Genomic DNA, 20,650 nt, shown 5'->3' with positions numbered 1-20,650 from the left:
CTATTTTATTGATTATTTTGATTTTACAATTTGCGCCATAAGTTCTGCTTCGGTAACTAATTTGCCATTAGCATAGGCAAAAGCCTGCATATGACAAATACCACGACGAATAGGTGTGATAAGTTCTAATTTAAATATCAAGGTATCGCCTGGTAATACTTGCTGTTTGAATTTCACTTTATCTATTTTCATAAAATAGGTAAGGTAATTTTCTGGATCGGGTACAGTACTCAATGCTAAAATACCACCTGTCTGAGCCATCGCTTCAATCTGAAGTACTCCTGGCATTACTGGTGCACCCGGAAAATGTCCTACAAAAAATGGTTCATTCATAGTTACATTTTTAAGGCCGACCACATGTTTATCAGACATTTCTAAAATTCTGTCTATTAACAGGAAAGGAGGTCTATGCGGAAGCATACCCATTATCTTATTAATATCCATTAAAGGCTCTTTAGAAAGATCAAATTGAGGAACTTTATTACGTTTTTCAATTTTTATAATCTTCGAAAGCTTTTTAGCAAACTGGGTATTCACATAATGCCCAGGTTTATTAGCTATGATTTTTCCTCTAATCCTTGTTCCTATTAATGCAATATCTCCTATAACATCTAATAATTTATGGCGTGCAGCCTCGTTTGGATAATGTAATGTTAAATTATCCAAAATACCATTAGGTTTTATAGCGATAGATTCTTTTCCAAATGCTACTTTAAGTTTCTCCATCGTACTTGGACTTAATTCTTTATCCACATACACTATAGCATTATTTAAATCTCCTCCTTTAATCAAGCCATGTTCTAACAGCATTTCTAATTCGTGTAGAAAGCTAAAGGTTCTAGCATCTGCTATTTCCTTTTTAAAATCCGACAGACGTTTTAAAGAAGCATTTTGAGTTCCTAATACTTTGGTTCCAAAATCAACCATTGTAGTCACCTGATATTCATCAGATGGCATTACAATAATTTCACTACCAGATTCTTCGTCTACATAAGAAATTACATCTTTTACGATATACTCTTCTCTTTCTGATTCTTGTTCTACAATACCAGCTTGCTCCAGAGCTTCAATAAAAAACTTGCTAGAACCATCCATAATCGGAGGTTCTGATGCGTTTAATTCTATCAAAAGATTATCGATTTCTAATCCAACACAAGCTGCAAGCACATGTTCTGATGTCTGAATGCTAACCCCGTTTTTCTCTAAATTCGTCCCTCGTTGTGTATTTACAACATAGTTAGCATCAGCTTCAATAATAGGATTGCCTTCAAGATCAATTCTGCAAAATGCATAGCCATGATTCTCTGGTGCCGGTTTAAAAGTTAACGTTACTTCTTTTCCAGTGTGTAAGCCTACACCTGTAAGCTTTATTTCCTTTTTAATGGTTCTTTGTTTTCCTACGACAATATCACTCATTATTGTTTATCTTTTTCTCTAGTTTGTATACTCTATCCACAATTTTGGGAAGATTTTTAAAATGTACATAAGATTTATTAAAGTCAGAGTATCCTAAAGCAGGGGACCCCTGAATAGCTTCTCCGTCTTTTATATTTCTTCCTATACCTGATTGTGCTTGTATTTTCACATTATTACCTATAACAAGATGTCCTGCAATACCAACTTGCCCACCAATAAGACAATGTTTACCTATTTTGGTAGATCCTGCAATTCCTGTCTGAGCTGCAATTGCTGTATGCTCTCCTATTTCTACATTATGAGCAATTTGTATTTGATTATCTAGTTTTACTCCTGTACGTATGATTGTAGATCCTAGTGTAGCTCTATCAATAGTTGTACCTGCTCCTACATCAACATTATTTTCTATTATAACATTACCGGTTTGAGGTACTTTACTATATTCTCCTTTTTCGTTAGGTGTAAATCCAAAACCGTCTGCTCCTACTATTGCTCCACTATGAATTACACAATTATTTCCGATTATGGTCTCTGAATATATTTTTGCACCGGCAAAAACAATTACATTATCACCAATAGTTACATTATCTCCTATATATACATTAGGAAAAATTTTAGCATTTTCACCAATTTTCACATTATCTCCTATGTACGAAAATGCTCCGAAATAAATATTTTCTCCAAAAGATGCTGTTTCAGAAATAAAACTCGGTTGTTCTATCCCTGCTTTATTCATCTTTACCATATTATAATACTCTAGCAGTTGGGAAAAAGCTTTATATGCATCATCTACTCTAATAAGAGTTGTTTTAATTGTCGACTCTGCCTCAAAGTTTTTATCTACTATAGTTATTGATGCATCAGTAGAATAGATATATTGGGTGTATTTAGGATTTGACAAAAAGGTCAATGAACCTTTAGTTCCTTCTTCAATTTTAGCTAGTTTAGATACTTCGACGGTTTCATCTCCCTCGATTTCCCCGTTCAAAATACCCGCAATTTGTGTGGCTGTAAAAATCATTCTAGCAAAAGTATAAAAAATGTGTTAATGTTTGTGCTTTGGATAGCACATAAAATATTTGGTTACCGGTTTTGATAGGGCTTCAAGATTAAACTCATCTGTAGCTTTAACTACATCTACAATTTTTCTTGATTTATATAAAATATTTATATTCTGCTTATTAAGGTGGTAGGCCTGGTTAGAAATAGTCCCTTCAAAAATAAAATAACGGGCTTCTTCATCAGAAATTTTATATTGTTTCTTAAATTTTTCGATATGATTTTCTTTTTTATGACTCTGAAAAGGTTTCTTTTTAATTTTTATTTTTAAAAGATCTCTATCAATAATCATTGAAGACAGCATGCTTAAAACAAAATCTTCTGAACGAGACCATTCTTTCATTGCTGAAATAATATCATAATCGTCTAATCTAGAAAATGTTTCTAAAACTTCTGTAGTAAAATTTTCTGCTGTTATCTTATTTTCAAGAAAAAATGTTAATGCTTCACTAGCTTTTAGTTCTGTCCCCTTCTCTACCAAATCTTTAGCTCTTTTCAATACTCTAATCAATAAATTCTCTGCTACCAAACTTGTTTTATGAAGATACACCTGCCAATACATCAAACGCCTGGCCAGTAAAAACTTTTCTACAGAATAAATCCCTTTTTCTTCTACTACCAATTCATCATTAACAACAGTAAGCATGGTAATTAGACGTTCACTATTGATATTTCCTTCGGCCACACCGGTATAAAAACTATCGCGTTTCAGATAGTCCAAACGATCCATATCTAATTGACTCGAAATTAACTGATGTAAAAAATTACGATGATATTCTCCTTTAAAAATCTGAATTGCCAGCGTTAAACTACCGTTAAATTCTTCATTAATTTTCTCCATAAACATGAGAGAAATAGACTCATGATTTACCTCATTTACGATGCTATGTTCCATCGCATGAGAAAAAGGACCATGGCCAATATCATGTAACAAGATTGCTACATAAAGAGCTTCTTCCTCCTCTTCAGAAATGCTAATCCCCTTAAAACTAAGAACTCTCACGGCTTTTTGCATAAGATGCATACATCCCAAAGCATGATGAAATCTAGTATGATGTGCTCCCGGATATACCAAATATGAGAGTCCCATCTGAGATATACGACGCAACCTCTGGAAATACTTATGTTCGATAAGATCGAAAATTAGTTCATTAGGTATCGTAATAAAACCGTAAATTGGATCGTTTAATATTTTAAGCTTATTTCTTTTTTTCAAGTTCATCTTACATTTACGGAGGCAAATATACATATATGCTAGGCATATAAAACATTTCAAAAAGAATTTAAATTATTAAAGTTTTCTTAGTAAAGTGAATAAATAGGCTATATATTAAATATATAAATAAAATAAAATAAAATTTTGATGAGTAAAATAAAGATACTTTGGGTAGATGATGAAATTGATTTGCTTAAACCGCATATATTATTTTTGGAACAAAAAAACTATGACGTAACCAAGTGTCAAAGTGGAACTGAAGCATTAGACATAATAGATGATAATAATTTTGATATCATTTTTTTGGATGAAAACATGCCAGGTCTTTCTGGAATAGAAACATTATCAGAAATTAAGGAAAAAGAAGATAGTATTCCTGTAGTAATGATTACCAAAAGTGAAGAGGAATATATCATGGAAGAAGCAATTGGTAGTAAGATCGCCGATTATTTAATTAAGCCTGTTAATCCTAATCAAATACTTTTAAGTTTAAAGAAAAACTTAGACAATTCTCGTTTGGTTTCAGAAAAAACTACAGCCAACTACCAACAAGAGTTTAGAAAAATAGCTATGGATATGGCTATGGTAAATTCATACGAAGAATGGTCTGATTTATATCAAAGACTAATTTACTGGGAATTACAACTAGAGAATATTGAAGATACCGGGATGTTTGAGATTTTAGAATCACAAAAAGTAGAGGCAAATTCTCAATTCTGTAAATTTATCGACAAAAATTATCCCAATTGGTTTGATAAAAACAGAGAAGCTCCGGTAATGTCTCACACTTTATTTAGAGATAAAGTAGTACCTGAAATTAGTAAAAATCAACCTACTCTTTTAGTAGTAATTGATAATCTGCGATACGATCAATGGAAAGCTTTTGAACCTACCATAAATAACTATTACAAAAAAGAACAAGAAGTTTCATATTGTAGTATTCTTCCAACGGCAACGCAATATGCCAGGAATTCAATTTTTTCTGGACTTATGCCTTCTGAAATGAAAAAAATGCATCCGGATCTCTGGTTAGACGACACAGATGAAGGAGGGAAAAACATGAATGAAAATGAATTTCTAACCGCACAATTAAAGCGATTAGGGATGGATATCAAACATGAATATTATAAAATCACTAACGAAAAATCTGGAAAAACCTTAGCTGCAAATTTCAAAGGACTAAAAGACAACGATTTAACAGTTGTGGTATATAATTTTGTGGATATGCTTTCTCATAGCAAGACAGAAATGGAAGTAATCAAGGAACTTGCCTCAAATGACAAATCATACAGGTCATTGACTCAAAGTTGGTTCAAAAATTCTCCTTTACTAGAAATGATTCAGCAAGCACAACAACTTGGATTTAAACTACTGTTAACTACAGATCACGGTACAATAAATGTAAAAAATCCTTCTAAAGTGATAGGCGATAAAAACACCAGTCTTAATCTACGGTATAAGACAGGAAAAAGTCTTACTTATGAAAGAAAGGAAGTTTTGGAAGCAACAAACCCAAAAGCGGTACATTTGCCATCAATAAATATGAGCAGTTCTTTTATTTTTGCAAAAGGAGATTATTTCTTTGCCTATCCTAATAACTATAATCATTATGTTAGTTATTATAGAAATACATACCAACATGGTGGAGTATCTTTAGAAGAAATGATCATTCCTTTTATAGTATTAAATCCTAGATAGCTTCAAAAATTATGTAGTATTCTGGTTTTAGAATATAGAATTATTAAAATGACAATAGAATATACCTTGCAGGATCTTCCTGATGTGGCAGAAAAAATAATCTCGAATGCAACGAGTAAAATAATTCTCTTTAATGCCGAGATGGGGGTTGGTAAAACTACGCTAATAAAAGAAATATGTAAACATTTAGGGGTAGAAGATATCATTTCTAGCCCTACATACTCTTTGGTAAACGAATATGAAAGTAATGATGGAGTAATATATCATTTTGATTTTTATAGAATAAAAGAAGAAGGTGAAGCGTATCAAATAGGATTTGAAGAATATTTGGACTCTGATGCGTGGATATTTATAGAATGGCCCGAAAAAGTTTCAGGATTATTACCCGAAAATAGTATTAGTATTAGTATTAATTTACTTGATAATGAAAAGCGTATTCTTTCATTTTAGAAATGCTGATAATCAAAGCTATACCATCAAATAATTAATCCTATTTGTTTTCTTGGCATTTTTATTCGTAATTTGAGATACAGAATTTCACACAAATGAGTACACCAAAATCTCCTTTTACCAAAGAGCAGCTGCTACCGCAGGAAGAAATGATAGAAGTAGCCCGCAAAAAAGGAAAACTTTTTATTGGTATCCCTAAAGAAACCCATTATCAAGAGAAGCGAGTATGTCTTACACCAGATGCTGTAGCTGCATTAACAGCGCATGGCCATCGAGTTTTATTAGAAACCAATGCCGGTATCGGAGCAAGTTTTACCGATAGAGATTATAGCGAGGCAGGTGCAGAGATCACTAATGATAAGAGAAAAGTTTTTGGGTGTCCAATTATTTTAAAAGTAGAACCACCTTCGCTAGAGGAGCTCGAATATATAAATCCACAAACTGTATTAATTTCTGCTCTACAGCTTAAGACACAGTCCAAAGAATATTTTCAGGGACTTGCCAAAAAAAGAATCACCGCTCTTGGCTTTGAGTTTATTCGAGATATGGATGGTGCTTATCCCGCGGTAAGAGCACTTAGCGAGATTGCAGGAACAGCGGCCGTACTCATTGCTTCAGAATTGATGAGTAGTGCTACAACTATGGGTTCGGGATTAATGATGGGTAATATTAGTGGTGTCCCCCCTGTAGAAGTTGTTATTCTTGGTGCTGGTACTGTTGGTGAGTTTGCTGCACGTTCGGCTATTGGATTAGGTGCAAATGTAAAGGTTTTTGACAATTCTATCACCAAACTTCGTTGTATACAAACCAATGTGGGACGCCCTTTATACACATCTACTATTCAGCCAAAAAATTTATTAAAAGCTCTACGTCGTTGTGATGTAGTAATTGGTGCCATAAGAGGAAAAAATCGCGCTCCGATTATAGTTACCGAAACTATGGTAGAACGTATGAAATCTGGCGCAGTAATTATTGATGTAAGTATAGATATGGGAGGATGTTTTGAAACAAGCGAAGTTACTTCTCACGACCACCCAACTTTTGAAAAACATGGAATTATACATTATTGTGTACCTAACATCCCTTCTCGATATGCCAGAACATCTTCTTTATCGATAAGTAATATCTTTACGCCTTATCTATTACAAATTGGTGATGAAGGAGGAATAGAAAATGCTGTACGTTTTGATCGTGGACTTAAGAATGGGTTGTATTTTTATCATGGGATTTTGACCAGCAAACCTATTGCAGATTGGTTTGACCTTTCTTATAGAGATATAAACTTACTAATTTTATAATAGTATTGCATTACTCTTTTTATAATAAACTTTGCAACGCTAAGCGTATGATTTTTTAAAACTTTGCTTACTTTTGGCGTCATAATATTGCATTCTGTTTATGAAATTAGCACAACGATTATTTTATTACTTAGGTGGATTTGCCATCGGCCTTATTCTTTTATTTTTCTTTCTTGGCGGAAAAAAAGCTTCTTGTGATTATGGCCCTTCTGCCAGGGTACTAAAAAATATTAGAATAAAGAAAAAAGCTTTTTCTGAACAAGCATCAAACAATATGATAAAATATGAAATAGATACTGCAGATGTTTCTTTTTTATTAACAAATGGGGATGTGATTTTTTCTAAAAGCAATACTAAACTAGATTCTTGCAAAATCTATTTTATTGAAGGAGCTATTAAAGAAAAAAATGTTAATATGCTTATCGAAAATTGTGATTCTATTGCTAAAATTAACGCACTGAATCTTATTCAATAAACTAATTATACTTATTTACCCTATTGGGAGCTCTACACAAACTATTGTACCAATACCATAGTTAGAATCTATTTTTATAAGTCCGCTGTTATCCGATATTCTTTGTTTTATACTTCTTAACCCTACTCCAGAGTTGGCTTTTTTAGTATTAAAACCATTGCCATTATCTTCTACCATCATATTCACGACATTAATTTCTTCATGAATCGTTATATTTATCGATACTTCGGTTGCCTGAGCGTGCTTATTTATATTAGTTATCAATTCTTGAATAATTCTATAAATTGTTAATTGCAAACTCTCTGATATATTATTTATTTTTTTTTCTGGATGAATATAATATTTGTACTCTATATCTTTACTGGTAGAAAAACCCACAAGTTCTTTCATTAAATCTGTAAAATACAAGTGGTTAATTTTTTTTGGCATTAGATCATGAGAAATAGATCGAATCTCATTATAAGTAGAATCCACACTAGTAATTATAGGTTCTAACTCTGATGGTAATTTATTTTTTATACGATTCAATCTCATTTTGATAGCAGCCAAATTCCCTCCAATACCATCATGTAAGTCTTTAGAAACTCTTTCCCGTTCTTTATTCTGGCCATCGACATAAGCCTTAATTTTTTGTAGTTTATGTGTATCTAATAGATTACTAACCTTTTCTTCATTTAATTCTTTCTGATTCGCATATAACAGTTTTTGACTCTTCAAACGTTGTATATACATAAATAATATTATGCTTAATAATAGAACCAGCACTACAGCAATAACAATATGTGTTCTCTGTGTAAGCACCAACTCTTTTTGACGTGCTATTTCTAGTTCTTTTTTTGAAGTTTCATATTCAGCCTCTATTTCAAATATTTTTTGATTACGTTTAAAATTATGTAAACTATCAATTGCGTTACGATATCTAACTATATATCTCCTAACCATTTTAATATCGGATTGCAAGGCATACACAAGTATCATATTATTTGCAATTGAAGAAAGTGATTGATAATTACCGGTTTCTTTTGCCAATTCTTCGGCTTTTTTTAAATAAACTAGTTCCTTTTCATAATCTTTTTCTTTATGATATATCACAGATAGATTAATCAAAACCATACTATATAAATTTATATAGCCGAATTCTTTAGTCAATTTACTTGCTTCAATTAAGTATTCTTTAGATTTTTCAAGCTTTTTTAATTTGTAATGCATCGCCCCTAGATTTATTAAAATCTTACAAATATTATGGTTATCTTTCTGGTTCTTATACAACTCCATACTTCTCAAAAGGTTAGCTTTTCCTTTATCATACTCTTTATTACTGTATTGAATCAATCCCAAAGAGTTATATGCCGCCGCTAATAAATAATCTAATTCTGTTTCTTTAATAATGAGCTGTAGATAATCCTCTGCTTTTTCAAAACTTCCTAGTTCTCTATGTACCTCAGAAAGCTTATAGTACAACTCATGCTTTTGTTTTGGGTTTTGGTTATTTTCTATTTTTTTTAATGCTTCAAAAATTAACACTACAATTTTTTCCTGATCCCCACGTATACTATTTAATTGACTCATCCTTATCACCGCAAAAGCAAACAAGGTATCACTATCAACAGATCTACTAATATCAAGAGCTTTGTCATAAAATACAACAGCAGAATCAGACTTCGCTAAATTTTCGTAAGCAGTAGCTAATTTCACATAACTACTAACTAAGTAGGTTTTGTTTTTAGAATCTATACTATAATTTATCATCTTTTGAGCATGTAGCAATGCTTTATCAGATGATTCGTTCTCAATACTATCAAATTGCCTCTCAAGAGTTCTAAAGGAATTCTGCTGACTATATACATGAAAAGCGAAAAGAGCAAAAATTAGGGCAAGAATATGGCTATGAATATAATTCATGACACAAAAATAAAGTTAGGTTTATTCACATTGCAGTTACACTCAAAAAAAAGAAATCAATGAGTTAGGTGGTAATATACTAATTGTTTATGTATAAAAATAATTCGGATAAAAATATCCGAGAAAAAATGAATTTTTACAGATTTATATCCGGATTTTGAGTAAAATCATAAAAATGTAGAAGGTAAAAGTTGTAAAAAGCTAATTAACCTGAAATAAAAGAAAAGCTTTCAAATAACTAATGCTCCTTACTTTCATTAAATAGAACAATATGTATTTCGATCTTTAAATTGAATTAAGTAATAAGGATAACTTCATGGTATACACCCAATACTTTTTTCCTAATCGTTCAATTTCTTTCATTTTTTTAAATCCTATTTTCTCATACATAATTCGAGCAGGATTCATAAATTCTGATGTGTGCAGAGCAATAGTTTTTTCTCCACTCTTTTTTGCATACCTCAAACAAAAGTTAACCAGTTCTTTTCCTATCCCAAAGCCTCGATATTTTGGATCAACTCCTAAAAATCGTATATAACACCAATCAGATTCGTACAACTCTGTTGGATTTCCTTTCGGAATAAAATAAATCATCCCAATTATATCTGAATCGATTTCACAAATAAAAATTTTACTAATTTTTATAAAGTTTAATACATTTTCTTCGCTTTCTAAAATAACACTTAATGTGTTCCAGTGCTCTGGACTTAATACATCTGAAAACTCTGCGTATGAAATTTTCCCTAATTGCCGTAGTCCTTCCTTATCATCAGCATTAGCTTCTCTATATTTCAAACCTTTATTCATGTAGAGTTATTTCAGTTTAGTTTGCATTGCCCAAAACTCAAACGTTTCATCACCAATAGTAAAGTTATGTTCTCCGGCAATTTGGTAGCCTTTCTTTTTATAAAAAGCAACGGCCTGTTTTTTTAGTTTTAAGTTAGACAACCATATGTAATTATTTTTGTTATCAACAGCTGCCTTTACGATACATTGATGCAACTTCCCTCCTATACCTCTTGCTTCATACCCTTGCAGCAAATATATACGCTGAAGCTTACAAATATGCTCTTCATCTATAAACTCTGAAGGGGAATTTAATTTCAATTTGGCATACCCTATAGGTAATGAGTTATATGTATCGGTAACCAACCAATATAAGTTCTCGGGTTTTGTTAAACTATTTTTGATTTTATCAATAGAAAAAGCCCAATCCAAGTAATTGATCAGGTTGCTTTTATTATTAAAAAATCCCCCATAAGATTCGTCAAAAGTTTTTCTTCCTAAAGATGAAATCTTTTCTGCATCCTCTATAGTTGCTCTTCTTATATCAACCATTATATTGCTTATCTTTTTCGTGGTTCTATGTTGTTAAATTCTTTCAAAATCTCTTTAAAAGCATTTTCATCAATAGGTTTATATATTATTCTTGTACCAATAGGGTGTTTTTCTATGCAATTACCCGTCAGGCAATTTACCGGTCGAGTTGGTCTTTTTTCAAAACCGCCTCCGCAATTAGGACACACATTATGTAAAACATTATCTACACAGCTAGTGCAGAAAGTACATTCATAAGAACAAATCATTGCCTCATCACTATCATTAGGTAGTGCTTTATTACAATGTTCACAATTAGGTCTTATTTCTAGCATATCCTTTGTTTTTTTATGGTTTGTACTGTTTTAGTGCACTTTGTATTTGCTGTTTTTCGGTTGTTTCTGGATATAAAATATATTTTGGGGCTATTATTCGTTTTACATCTTTAACAATAATATTTGTGATTGTTGCAAATGGAAACTTACCTCCGGTTAATTGCAACAAAGGAGCCTGCATAGCAGCATATTCGGGATCATTTTTTGCTACAATCTTAGCCACTCCTTTTAACTGAAACCCTTTTTGAACAAAAACATCTATAAAGCTAACACATACATTATTATTCTCTTTAATATTTTTTACGGTTTGCGGAGAAGCAATATTGGCAATAATAATAGTAGTATCGCTATAATATGTAAAAACTTCTTTGGGCGATACATTAGGAATATGATCTAATGAAGATGTGGCTAACCAACATAAAACACTTTTATCAATATACTTCTTTATTTCTGGAGTGAGCATTTCTACTATTATTTTTTATTGTTCGTCACATAATTTAATACTGCATTTGGTACTTTAATATCCTTTTGCAGATCATTATCCGAAATAGCATCAAAAGCTACTTGTTTAATAGGGACTACTCCTGCCCATATTGGCAGATCAAGATCGCCAGGTTCATCATTTACCCCTTCTGCCCTTACTTTTGCCGAAGCTGTTTCTATACTAATTTCAAGAACTAAAGTTCCTTTAAATTCTTTTTCGTTTGGCTGTCTTACATTATCCCAATGACCAGGAACCATATGATTAAGTATATACTCCAGGGCTTCCATTTTTTCTTGAGGGTCTTCTACTTTTTTTACCTTCCCAAATACATTTACCGATCTATAATTCGCAGAATGATGAAAAGCCGATCTTGCTAATACTAATCCATCAAGATGTGTTACCGATATACTCGCCTCTCCTGCTTCTAATAAACTTAACATCATTCTATTTTTAAGTGATCCATGTAAATAGATCTTATCATCCTTTCTGGCATACGCCATAGGAATCACAATAGCCTGGTTTTTATACACATATCCAACATGACACAAAAATGCATCATCTAATATGGTATTAATAGTATCTACATCGTAATTTGCTCTTTTTGGTCCGCGAACTACCTTATTAAGTGCGGAAGTTGAATATTCTGCCATAATTTATTTTATTTCTTACTCAAAAATAATAGTTTTATGGTGTGCTAAAGCAATCCAGTTTATAAATAATAAGTAGTCCAGTTTTGTTTCCATTTAAAAATAATATAGTTCTTGTTAGAAATAGTAATCGTAATCTATATCTTCAGTTATGTGATCAAATTATTGGTTTCATAAAATCTGGAAAGCTACCGCCTTCTACCAAATTACCGGGATCCCGAAAATTAGCTGAAGCTCTTAATGTTCATCGCAAAACAGTAATTTCGGCATATGAAGAACTTATCTCCCAGGGATGGGTCGAAACCATTCCTACAAAAGGCACCTTTGTTACCAGTTCTTTACCAATCATTAACCCTAAAAATTTTGTTCGGCCAGTTCTAAAAAACAACATGAAAGAGAAAAGTGGTTTCTCTTTTCTAACCCGATCGCATTTAGTACGTAAACCTAAGCATAAGGCCAACAAAAAAATGCTCGTTGTTGATGACGGTTGCCCTGATCACAGATTAGCACCAATAGAAGAAATTGCAAAGGTATACCGAAATATTACTAAAAAAAGTTACCATGAAAATTTACTTACCTATGGTTCTACATATGGAAATTTAGAACTTAGAAAAGCTTTGGTTACTTATCTTAATCAAACCAGAGGATTGCATATTACTATTGATAATATTTTAATTACCCGTGGGAGCCAGATGGGAATCTATTTAAATGGCCAGCTACTACTTTCTGCAAAAAATAAAATTATTGTTGTTGGCAATACCAATTATATGACTGCTGATAACACGTTTAAAGAGGCAGGTGCACATATAGAGCAAGTACCTGTAGATAACCAAGGATTGGACACTTATGCTATCGAAAAGCTTTGTAAAACCAAACAAATTAGTGCTGTTTATGCTACTTCTCACCACCATCACCCAACTACCGTAACGCTTTCTGCAGAACGACGTATGCATTTATTGCAATTAGCTCAATATCATAATTTTGCAATTATAGAAGATGATTATGACTATGATTTTCATTATAGTAATGCTCCAATTTTACCCTTAGCCAGTAATGATAACCACGGAAATGTAATCTATATCGGAGGGTTCACCAAAATTATTGCCCCTGCTATTCGAATTGGATATTTAGTTGCTCCAAAAGATTTTGTTGACGAAGCTGCCAGGTTAAGGCGGATTATCGATCGGCAAGGTGATGCTTTACTAGAACAAACCTTAGCTCAAATGATTAGTGCAGGAGATGTACAAAGACATTGTAACAAGGTTCTTAAAATTTATAAAACACGAAGAGATCTGTTTTGTTCTTTATTGAAAGAAAAATTAGGTGATTATTTTGATTTTGAAATCCCTAAAGGTGGAATGGCAATATGGGTAAAGTTAAACAAAGCATATAATTGGGATATCATATGTAATGAAGCCGAAAAACTAGATATAGAACTTAATCCGGATTGGCGTCGTTATGATAATGATAATTCAAGACACAACGGAATCAGAATGGGGTTTGCTTCATTAAATGAAGAAGAGATTCTTGAAGTTATCGAGCGACTAGTAAAAGTATTCGAATTCGTCAAACAAAACAAACTGATAATCTGACAAAAACTACACAAAATCACTCTATCGTCAAATCATATTTTGTTAACAGCCCTATAAGTCCTGATGTACTAAATTTTGCTTTCTTTAATTTGTTGATTTCTGGATCTATTATAAAATTTTTGGCAGTTCTAAAATCAACTTTCTCTGCAATAGTTCTTTCAAAAATTGCTCCAGATAAATTACAATTAGACAAGGCCGAACCTGTAAGGTTAGCATCTGTAAAATCTGCTTCTTTTAAACTACAATCGTTAAACGTAGTATTTTTCATAGAAAAGCCATAAAAAGATACATAATCAAGGTTACAATGATTAAATTCTACTTCAAACAGAAAATCATTGCATGTACTAAAATCTAATCCCAGCATTTTACAAGCATCGAAAACAACTTCCTGAAAAGAAGTCTCTTTCATCATTATTGTATTAAAATTACAGGTATCAAATCTACATTCTAAAAAAGTAACCACAGACATATCTGTCTTAGAAAAATTACAGTTTACAAATGTGCAATTATCATATTCTTTTGATGGTAATTTTTGATTAGAAAAATCCTGGTTTTCAAAAGTTTTATCGATGATTGGATGACTCATAAAAATAGATATCAATACGTTAGTTTATTCTCCAGGGTGGATTTTTTCTATTATCTCCTGCAAAATATAAAATGATTAGGTTTCCATCGGGATCTTTAAGCCTTGCCTCCCTCCATAACCAGCGTTGATCTGTAGGCAATAGATCAAATTGCAGCCCTTCGTTAATAAGGCGTTCTACTTCTTTATCTAATTTTTCAGTTTCAAAATATACATGCACACCATTATTTTTTGGCAATACATCAACCAGGTGAATAGAAAAAGTAGCATCACCTTCTACACATTCAAAACGTGCGTACTGTGGTAATGATTCAACAATAAGATGTAATCCTAGTTTCTTATAAAAAGAAATAGAGGTAGAAACATCAAGAGATGGTATGGTAACCTGGTTTAGATTCATTTTATATTCTTTAAATTATAAAACTTACACTATAATGCTATACCCTATTCTATCGCATGTTTCAAAACTTCTAAGGATATCCTATAGTCTTCTTCTTTTCTTTTCTTGAGAAAGTAGATTCAATTCTCTACTGGTTTGTCCGGCAACCGAAGTATTTTCTTCTGCTCTACGAATTAGATATGGCATTACATCCCGTACAGGACCAAAAGGCAAATATTTTGCCACATTATATCCCTCTGCAGCCTGATTAAAACTTATATGATCACTCATTCCATACAATTGACCAAACCAAACTCTAAAATCATCTTTAGCAATATTAAGTTCTGCCATTAACTTCATCGCCAGGTAACTACTATCTTCATTATGCGTTCCTATAAAAACAGAGATATCGTCTATGTTTTCAAAAATATATTTCATAGTAGTATCAAAATTCTGATCTGTATGTTGTTTATCTTTACAAATAGGAGTTGGATATCCTTTTTCCTTAGCACGCTCGTTTTCCTTTTCCATATACGCGCCGCGTACAATTTTTACACCAATCTTAAAATCATATACCCGTGCTTCTTCGTGTAATTTTTGTAAATACTCCAGGCGATCGTGTCTATAGAGTTGCAACGTATTATATACTATCGCTTTTTCTTTATTGTACTTTCTCATCATTTTTGCCACCAATTCATCAGCAGCGTCCTGCATCCAGCTTTCTTCTCCATCAATCAGTAAAGCTACATCGCAATCATAGGCTTTTTTACACACCATATCAAAACGTTCTTCGATACGCTTCCATTCTTTTTCCTCTTCTGCATTTAAAGGAATGCCTTCGGTTTTCTTTTGCCAAACCAAAAACCGACCAAACCCTGTAGGTTTAAATACTCCAAAGGGCATTGCATCTTTTTGATCAGCAAACTCAAGAAGTTTCATTGTTTTTTCTAATACTGCATCAAATTGTGCTTCTTCTTCTTTTCCTTCTACAGAATAGTCTAATACAGAACATACCTTCTTGCCATACATATTATCTACTACCGATAAACAATCTTCTTCACTAACTCCTCCACAAAAATGGTCAAAAACAGTAGCTCTTATTAATCCTTGAACTGGTAAATGTGCTTTTATAGCAAAATTAGTAACCGCAGTTCCTATTCTAACCAAAGGTTCATTAGAAATCATTTTAAACAGAAAGTACGCTCTTTCTAGCTCTGAGTCGCTTTTTAAGCTAAATGCAGTCTCAGTATTATCAAACAAATTGTTTTGGTTCATCAAAAGTTAATTTTAAAAATATGCACATAGAAATACGATTAATTCTTATGCATACATTGCACTTATTTTAAGATATCTGCAAATATAGAACTTGCGAGTTTATTTTATTATAAATTCTGCTTAATTTCGCTCCCTATAATTTAATACTATATGAAGCCCATAGTTTCAAAAGACTCTGTTGTATATTTTGGTGAAGAATGCTATACAGCATTGAACGCATATCTCGAAAAAGCCAACCATTCAAAAATATGTATCCTCGTGGATGATAATACCCATGAGCACTGTTTATCTTTATTAATGAGCAAGATTGAAAAAGAATATGATATCGAAGTGATTGAAATAGAGAGTGGCGAAATCCATAAAAATATCGAAACATGTAGTGGTATCTGGAATGCGCTCTCAGAATTAGGTATGGATCGAAAAAGCCTAATGATTAATCTGGGAGGTGGTGTTATTACAGATCTGGGTGGTTTTATAGCTTGTACTTATAAAAGAGGAATTAACTATATAAATATCCCAACTTCACTACTGGCAATGGTAGACGCCTCTGTAGGAGGAAAAACCGGTGTTGATTTGGGTAACTTAAAAAATATGGTAGGTGTGATCAGTGAATCAGAAATGGTTCTTGTTGACACAGAATACCTGGCTACTTTACCGGTAAATCAAATGTGTAGTGGCTTTGCCGAAATGCTAAAACACGGACTCATTCAAGATCGGGGGTATTGGAAAAAAATAAGTGACCTTTCTCAACTTAATTTTGAAGATTTGGATCAAATGATTTATGACTCTGTAGTGATCAAAAACAAAATTGTTTCTGAAGACCCTACCGAGCAAAATATTCGTAAGTATCTTAATTATGGCCATACGCTAGGTCATGCTATCGAATCTTTTTATCTAACTCATCTAGAAAAACCTACATTACTTCATGGTGAAGCTATTGCAATAGGGATGATTATGGAAGCTTATATATCTAAAGAATTGCTTTCTTTAACCAAAGAAGATTTGGAACATATTAGCGCTGTAATATTGGCTACATTTCCAAAAATAGATATTGATGCAGGAGATTATAAAAAAATTATGGAACTTCTTATTCATGATAAAAAGAATGAGAATGGAAATATTTACTTTGTTCTGTTAAATACTATTGGTGAAGCAAAATACAACTGTATTGTATCGGATGAATTGATTCTTACATCTTTTGAGTATTATGCTTCTTTATGATATAGGGTATTAAGGTGTAATGGTTTTATATTTTATGATTAACTAGAGAGGCAACACGAACTATTCTTTTTCTTTAAACGGGAATCTCTATTTCTGTAATAGATGGCTATTAATCATAATATTGAGAAGCTACCTTCTTAGTATTTCACTACATTAGCAAAAGACAACACTTATTAAAAATCACAACCTCTTGAGAAAAAAAGGTATAAAGCTTTTTAAAATACTACTACTAAGCATACTCACTATGGTAGTTATTACGGTTGCGACCTTGTATTTTGCTTTACATGAAAAACTTCCTGAAGGAAAACCTGGCCCTGAAGCCGATAAATTTGCATTAAAAATACTAGGTGCTGTTAAGCATGATAACTATCTAAATACCGATTATTTGCAATGGACTTTTAGAAATAAAAACCATTATCTCTGGGATAAAAAATCAAATACTGTAACTGTAAAAGTAGATGATCACTCAGTGCTTTTACATTTGGATTCTCCAGAAAAAAACCGAGTACTTAGTACAATGCATCTTGGTGATCACAAAAAGAAAAAAATAATAGAAAAAGCATTGGTGAACTTTAACAATGACTCTTTTTGGTTGATTGCTCCTCATAAGCTTTTTGACAAAGGAACAATTCGTAAATTAGTAACCTTAGAAAACGACACTAAAGAATTGTTGGTTACCTATCAATCTGGAGGAACTACTCCCGGAGATTCGTACCTCTGGAAAGTTGACAAGAACTACAGACCTACAAGTTATAAAATGTGGGTATCTATCATTCCAATTGGAGGGCTTGAAGCTACCTGGGAAAACTGGATAACTACAAAAACAGGAGCCCACCTCTCTCAACATCATAAATTACTCGGTTTCGGAATCCCAATTAGTAATCTTAAAACCTGGAACGACTAAAAAGACATAAAAAAAGGGTGAAACATAAAGTTTCACCCCCTAATAGCCCAAATATTAAATTCTAATTATTTTATAGATATTTTTTTGGTAACTGTCTTTTTAGAATCTGTTACCTGAACAAAATACATTCCCGGAGAGAATGTACTAATATCTATAGTATGACGATCTTTTCCTCCAGGAGGAGTATCTAAACCAACAACTTTTAGCACTCTACCATTAATATCTTTAATAGATAATGTAGAAGAAGTATTTAATACATTACTAACTTCAATGGTAAGAACTTCATCTGCTGGATTAGGATATGCTTTAATACTTAGCTCACCAGAAATTCCACCTCTTTGTAGAGAAGCTTGAGTAGCAGAACCACAACGTCCAAGGTTTCTCCAACCAGTAGATGTTCTTTCGTATAAACTTCCTTGATACGTCACCTTATCTCCTACAGAATATGTTGTACCACTAGAATAGGGCTGTACTCCTGCACATGGGTCATTTGGATTAGTTGGACATACTCCCAGGTTTTTCCAACCAGTAGATGTTCTCTCATATAAACTTCCTTGATAGGTTACACGATCTCCTACAGAATATACAGTACCACTAGAATAAGGTTGTACTCCTTCACAGGTGATTCCACCATCCGTACAGTTACCAGTAGAAGCATAACTATTCTGGCTACATTGAACCGTAAAAGAATCTACAGTAGCATTAGATGAATTTTTAGCTTCCCAGCTTGCTCCTCTAGTAGTTGAAACCTGTCTGGTTTGACCAGAACTAATTGAAAACTGAGAACTATTATTTGTAAAATACTCTAAAGTACAATCTGTATTATTGTTAAACGTTACAGTTGCAGAATCACCAGTATTACACCCGGTAGTACCACATGCCTGAAGGCAACTTGAAGAACTGATCTTGTTACGAATTACATTACCCGGTTGTGGGCCAAATCCTTTGGTGAAGTTAATTCCTGCACTAGTAAGGTGACAGTAACTCATAATAGTCCCTCCATCTGATGGGATCGCTGGTTTAGAACAACTTCCTTCTACATTATAACAACCATCAATTGCAGTATTATTGCCATTCCAAACACAAGCCTGAGTATGATTTGAACCTAAGTTATGTCCCATCTCGTGTGCTATTACCATTACAGAAAATGAATAGGTAGGAACATTATTAAAAGTTTTGTTAATACCAGAAACTCCATATCTATAATTTGGCTGACAAACAGTACCTAAATATGCTACACCACCAGAGAAATTATAAGTAACAAAATGTCCAAGATCTGCTCCATTAAGACCATTTTGCTCTCTATAACTTGAATAATCAGATAACCCGCTAAAAGGATTTTGAGACGTCCACGCATTTATCTGCGATATTTTTACAGTCATATTATCATTTGAATATAATATAGCTACCTGATTAAATATAGATTGTAAATAATCAGAAGCCTGTTGACTTCCTCCTTTATCTGTTACAACATCATTTCCTATATCAAAGTATACTTTAACACACTTTTCTGCTGCTTTACTGGTAGAAGGATTGTCTGAAAGTTCTTCTTCTGTATAACCTTCATAATTTGCTTCGGTATTACAAGTAAAATCTTGTAAATGAAGTAAATTATTATCCTCATACATAATATGTTCTGAACTGTTTTCTAATCGTCCCATAACAAGGTTGCCGTTTTCGCCACCTATACTTATAACACCCGAGACTTCGCCATCTAATAAACTAATGGCCGCAATAGAGTTTGTTTTACCTCTTACTACTCCTCTATAATGAGAAACAGTTTTATCCGATTTAACAACTTTACCAGAAGGCATTTCTACAACTTTAAAATCATCTGTAGCGATGTCAACTTTAACCAATTCTAGTACCATAGAAGATTTTTGCCCTGGGATTTCCAAATTCATAGTTTTGGGAGCATTAGACTTCATAGAGGCCATTTTTTTAGCATCTAAAGAAAATAAAGTATAATCTTTAACCTCTTTTGGTAGCTGAACATTTGCTTTTTGTTTAGCAGTCATTAAACTAAATAAATTAACGTCTTGAAAATCGGAACCCTGTGTTTTTTGTTGTTTTACCAACTCACTAGGTGTATGCTGCGACTGTTGAGCCTGCATAAAATTTATTACCATAAAAAAGGTAATTGCAATTTTGAACATGTTTTTCATCGTGATTAGTTTTAATTTTGAAGAATTCCTCTATTGACTACATTGGGCTATTTATACGATCAATAGTAAAAACTTCAAAGAGTTTGTGAATAATTAAGTTACTAATTCTACATACCGATTTAAAAAAGTTCACAGGTAGTTCTAAAAAATACAAATCATTCAATATTTTAGTTAAAAAACTAAAAAAACATCATTAATAAAATCATTTTAATCAAAAAAAGTCTTAAAAAAGAA

20 protein-coding genes are annotated in these 20,650 nt (G+C 32.5%); 7 read left to right on the top strand and 13 right to left on the bottom strand.

Annotation, left to right across the window (positions count from 1 at the left end; all coding sequences use genetic code 11):
* Positions 1-12: 12 nt before the first annotated feature.
* The 3 genes from DK441_RS23535 to DK441_RS23525 are packed head-to-tail and all read right to left on the bottom strand — an operon-like array spanning position 13 to position 3,691.
* On the bottom strand, positions 13-1,416 hold the full coding sequence (locus DK441_RS23535; protein WP_025663698.1) for a bifunctional UDP-3-O-[3-hydroxymyristoyl] N-acetylglucosamine deacetylase/3-hydroxyacyl-ACP dehydratase: 1,404 nt from the start codon (positions 1,414-1,416) through the stop codon (positions 13-15).
* On the bottom strand, positions 1,409-2,437 hold the full coding sequence (lpxD, locus tag DK441_RS23530; RefSeq protein WP_025663697.1) for a UDP-3-O-(3-hydroxymyristoyl)glucosamine N-acyltransferase: 1,029 nt from the start codon (positions 2,435-2,437) through the stop codon (positions 1,409-1,411). Before lpxD ends, DK441_RS23535 begins: the two co-directional genes overlap by 8 nt.
* 24 nt (positions 2,438-2,461) lie before the next feature.
* On the bottom strand, positions 2,462-3,691 hold the full coding sequence (locus DK441_RS23525) for an HD domain-containing protein (RefSeq protein WP_109853617.1): 1,230 nt from the start codon (positions 3,689-3,691) through the stop codon (positions 2,462-2,464).
* Positions 3,692-3,838: 147 nt separating this feature from the next.
* Between DK441_RS23525 and DK441_RS23520 the strand changes: the two genes are divergently transcribed.
* The 4 genes from DK441_RS23520 to DK441_RS23505 all read left to right on the top strand — a co-directional run bounded on the left by DK441_RS23520 (position 3,839) and on the right by DK441_RS23505 (position 7,612).
* Complete coding sequence (locus DK441_RS23520; protein WP_109853016.1) at positions 3,839-5,389, top strand: bifunctional response regulator/alkaline phosphatase family protein; 1,551 nt, start codon at positions 3,839-3,841, stop codon at positions 5,387-5,389.
* A gap of 48 nt (positions 5,390-5,437) precedes the next feature.
* The gene (tsaE, locus tag DK441_RS23515; RefSeq protein ID WP_109853015.1) at positions 5,438-5,839 is read left to right on the top strand and encodes a tRNA (adenosine(37)-N6)-threonylcarbamoyltransferase complex ATPase subunit type 1 TsaE; all 402 of its coding nucleotides are present in this window, start codon (positions 5,438-5,440) and stop codon (positions 5,837-5,839) included.
* A 95-nt stretch (positions 5,840-5,934) separates the two neighbouring features.
* Positions 5,935-7,137, top strand: coding sequence for an alanine dehydrogenase (locus DK441_RS23510; protein WP_074406390.1), 1,203 nt, complete (start codon positions 5,935-5,937; stop codon positions 7,135-7,137).
* 100 nt (positions 7,138-7,237) lie between these two features.
* Positions 7,238-7,612, top strand: a complete 375-nt coding sequence (locus DK441_RS23505) for a DUF4258 domain-containing protein (protein WP_109853014.1) — start codon at positions 7,238-7,240, stop codon at positions 7,610-7,612.
* A gap of 15 nt (positions 7,613-7,627) precedes the next feature.
* On the opposite strand, the gene DK441_RS23500 is transcribed toward DK441_RS23505, so the two are convergent.
* From DK441_RS23500 to DK441_RS23475, 6 genes are all read right to left on the bottom strand, one after another.
* On the bottom strand, positions 7,628-9,514 hold the full coding sequence (locus DK441_RS23500; protein WP_109853013.1) for a tetratricopeptide repeat protein: 1,887 nt from the start codon (positions 9,512-9,514) through the stop codon (positions 7,628-7,630).
* A 285-nt stretch (positions 9,515-9,799) separates the two neighbouring features.
* Positions 9,800-10,321, bottom strand: a complete 522-nt coding sequence (locus DK441_RS23495; protein ID WP_109853012.1) for a GNAT family N-acetyltransferase — start codon at positions 10,319-10,321, stop codon at positions 9,800-9,802.
* A 6-nt stretch (positions 10,322-10,327) separates the two neighbouring features.
* Complete coding sequence (locus DK441_RS23490) at positions 10,328-10,852, bottom strand: GNAT family N-acetyltransferase (RefSeq protein WP_109853011.1); 525 nt, start codon at positions 10,850-10,852, stop codon at positions 10,328-10,330.
* A gap of 8 nt (positions 10,853-10,860) precedes the next feature.
* Entirely contained in the window at positions 10,861-11,166 is a 306-nt protein-coding gene (locus DK441_RS23485) for a DUF1272 domain-containing protein (protein WP_109853010.1), read from the bottom strand.
* Between the two features lie 13 nt (positions 11,167-11,179).
* Positions 11,180-11,629 (bottom strand): pyridoxamine 5'-phosphate oxidase family protein, encoded by a 450-nt coding sequence (locus DK441_RS23480; RefSeq protein ID WP_109853009.1) that lies wholly within the window; start codon positions 11,627-11,629, stop codon positions 11,180-11,182.
* 8 nt (positions 11,630-11,637) lie between these two features.
* A complete protein-coding gene (locus DK441_RS23475) occupies positions 11,638-12,300 on the bottom strand; it encodes a pyridoxamine 5'-phosphate oxidase family protein (RefSeq protein WP_109853008.1) in 663 nt (220 codons plus the stop codon).
* Between the two features lie 83 nt (positions 12,301-12,383).
* Here DK441_RS23475 and DK441_RS23470 point away from each other — a divergent pair, with 83 nt between their 5' ends.
* Positions 12,384-13,889 carry a PLP-dependent aminotransferase family protein gene (locus DK441_RS23470; protein WP_109853007.1) on the top strand — a complete coding sequence of 502 codons (1,506 nt, stop codon included), beginning with the start codon at positions 12,384-12,386 and terminating at the stop codon, positions 13,887-13,889.
* Positions 13,890-13,905: 16 nt separating this feature from the next.
* Here DK441_RS23470 and DK441_RS23465 read toward each other — a convergent pair whose 3' ends face one another.
* From DK441_RS23465 to DK441_RS23455, 3 genes are all read right to left on the bottom strand, one after another.
* Positions 13,906-14,475, bottom strand: coding sequence for a pentapeptide repeat-containing protein (locus DK441_RS23465; RefSeq protein ID WP_109853006.1), 570 nt, complete (start codon positions 14,473-14,475; stop codon positions 13,906-13,908).
* Between the two features lie 19 nt (positions 14,476-14,494).
* Positions 14,495-14,872, bottom strand: a complete 378-nt coding sequence (locus tag DK441_RS23460; protein ID WP_109853005.1) for a VOC family protein — start codon at positions 14,870-14,872, stop codon at positions 14,495-14,497.
* Between the two features lie 81 nt (positions 14,873-14,953).
* Complete coding sequence (locus DK441_RS23455) at positions 14,954-16,126, bottom strand: proline dehydrogenase family protein (protein WP_109853004.1); 1,173 nt, start codon at positions 16,124-16,126, stop codon at positions 14,954-14,956.
* Positions 16,127-16,276: 150 nt separating this feature from the next.
* On the opposite strand from DK441_RS23455, the gene aroB reads away from it, so the two are divergent.
* Entirely contained in the window at positions 16,277-17,347 is a 1,071-nt protein-coding gene (gene aroB / locus DK441_RS23450; RefSeq protein WP_109853003.1) for a 3-dehydroquinate synthase, read from the top strand.
* A gap of 190 nt (positions 17,348-17,537) precedes the next feature.
* Positions 17,538-18,251 (top strand): hypothetical protein, encoded by a 714-nt coding sequence (locus DK441_RS23445; protein WP_160112254.1) that lies wholly within the window; start codon positions 17,538-17,540, stop codon positions 18,249-18,251.
* Positions 18,252-18,316: 65 nt separating this feature from the next.
* On the opposite strand, the gene DK441_RS23440 is transcribed toward DK441_RS23445, so the two are convergent.
* Positions 18,317-20,416 (bottom strand): M12 family metallo-peptidase, encoded by a 2,100-nt coding sequence (locus DK441_RS23440; RefSeq protein WP_109853001.1) that lies wholly within the window; start codon positions 20,414-20,416, stop codon positions 18,317-18,319.
* Positions 20,417-20,650 lie beyond the last annotated feature (234 nt).

The organism is Aquimarina sp. AU58, from assembly GCF_900312745.1.
GTDB classification, from domain to species: domain Bacteria; phylum Bacteroidota; class Bacteroidia; order Flavobacteriales; family Flavobacteriaceae; genus Aquimarina; species Aquimarina spinulae.
Note: the sequence above shows the minus strand (reverse complement) of the source record. Positions and strands in the feature narration are given on the sequence as shown.

Bases quoted from the DNA above. Each gene is read 5' to 3' on its own strand.
- DK441_RS23535 (WP_025663698.1), bottom strand. From the start codon at position 1,416: ATGAGTGATATTGTCGTAGGAAAACAAAGAACCATTAAAAAGGAAATA.
- lpxD (WP_025663697.1), bottom strand. From the start codon at position 2,437: ATGATTTTTACAGCCACACAAATTGCGGGTATTTTGAACGGGGAAATC.
- DK441_RS23520 (WP_109853016.1), top strand. From the start codon at position 3,839: ATGAGTAAAATAAAGATACTTTGGGTAGATGATGAAATTGATTTGCTT.
- tsaE (WP_109853015.1), top strand. From the start codon at position 5,438: ATGACAATAGAATATACCTTGCAGGATCTTCCTGATGTGGCAGAAAAA.
- DK441_RS23510 (WP_074406390.1), top strand. From the start codon at position 5,935: ATGAGTACACCAAAATCTCCTTTTACCAAAGAGCAGCTGCTACCGCAG.
- DK441_RS23505 (WP_109853014.1), top strand. From the start codon at position 7,238: ATGAAATTAGCACAACGATTATTTTATTACTTAGGTGGATTTGCCATC.
- DK441_RS23500 (WP_109853013.1), bottom strand. From the start codon at position 9,514: ATGAATTATATTCATAGCCATATTCTTGCCCTAATTTTTGCTCTTTTC.
- DK441_RS23495 (WP_109853012.1), bottom strand. From the start codon at position 10,321: ATGAATAAAGGTTTGAAATATAGAGAAGCTAATGCTGATGATAAGGAA.
- DK441_RS23490 (WP_109853011.1), bottom strand. From the start codon at position 10,852: ATGGTTGATATAAGAAGAGCAACTATAGAGGATGCAGAAAAGATTTCA.
- DK441_RS23485 (WP_109853010.1), bottom strand. From the start codon at position 11,166: ATGCTAGAAATAAGACCTAATTGTGAACATTGTAATAAAGCACTACCT.
- DK441_RS23480 (WP_109853009.1), bottom strand. From the start codon at position 11,629: ATGCTCACTCCAGAAATAAAGAAGTATATTGATAAAAGTGTTTTATGT.
- DK441_RS23475 (WP_109853008.1), bottom strand. From the start codon at position 12,300: ATGGCAGAATATTCAACTTCCGCACTTAATAAGGTAGTTCGCGGACCA.
- DK441_RS23465 (WP_109853006.1), bottom strand. From the start codon at position 14,475: ATGAGTCATCCAATCATCGATAAAACTTTTGAAAACCAGGATTTTTCT.
- DK441_RS23460 (WP_109853005.1), bottom strand. From the start codon at position 14,872: ATGAATCTAAACCAGGTTACCATACCATCTCTTGATGTTTCTACCTCT.
- DK441_RS23455 (WP_109853004.1), bottom strand. From the start codon at position 16,126: ATGAACCAAAACAATTTGTTTGATAATACTGAGACTGCATTTAGCTTA.
- aroB (WP_109853003.1), top strand. From the start codon at position 16,277: ATGAAGCCCATAGTTTCAAAAGACTCTGTTGTATATTTTGGTGAAGAA.
- DK441_RS23440 (WP_109853001.1), bottom strand. From the start codon at position 20,416: ATGAAAAACATGTTCAAAATTGCAATTACCTTTTTTATGGTAATAAAT.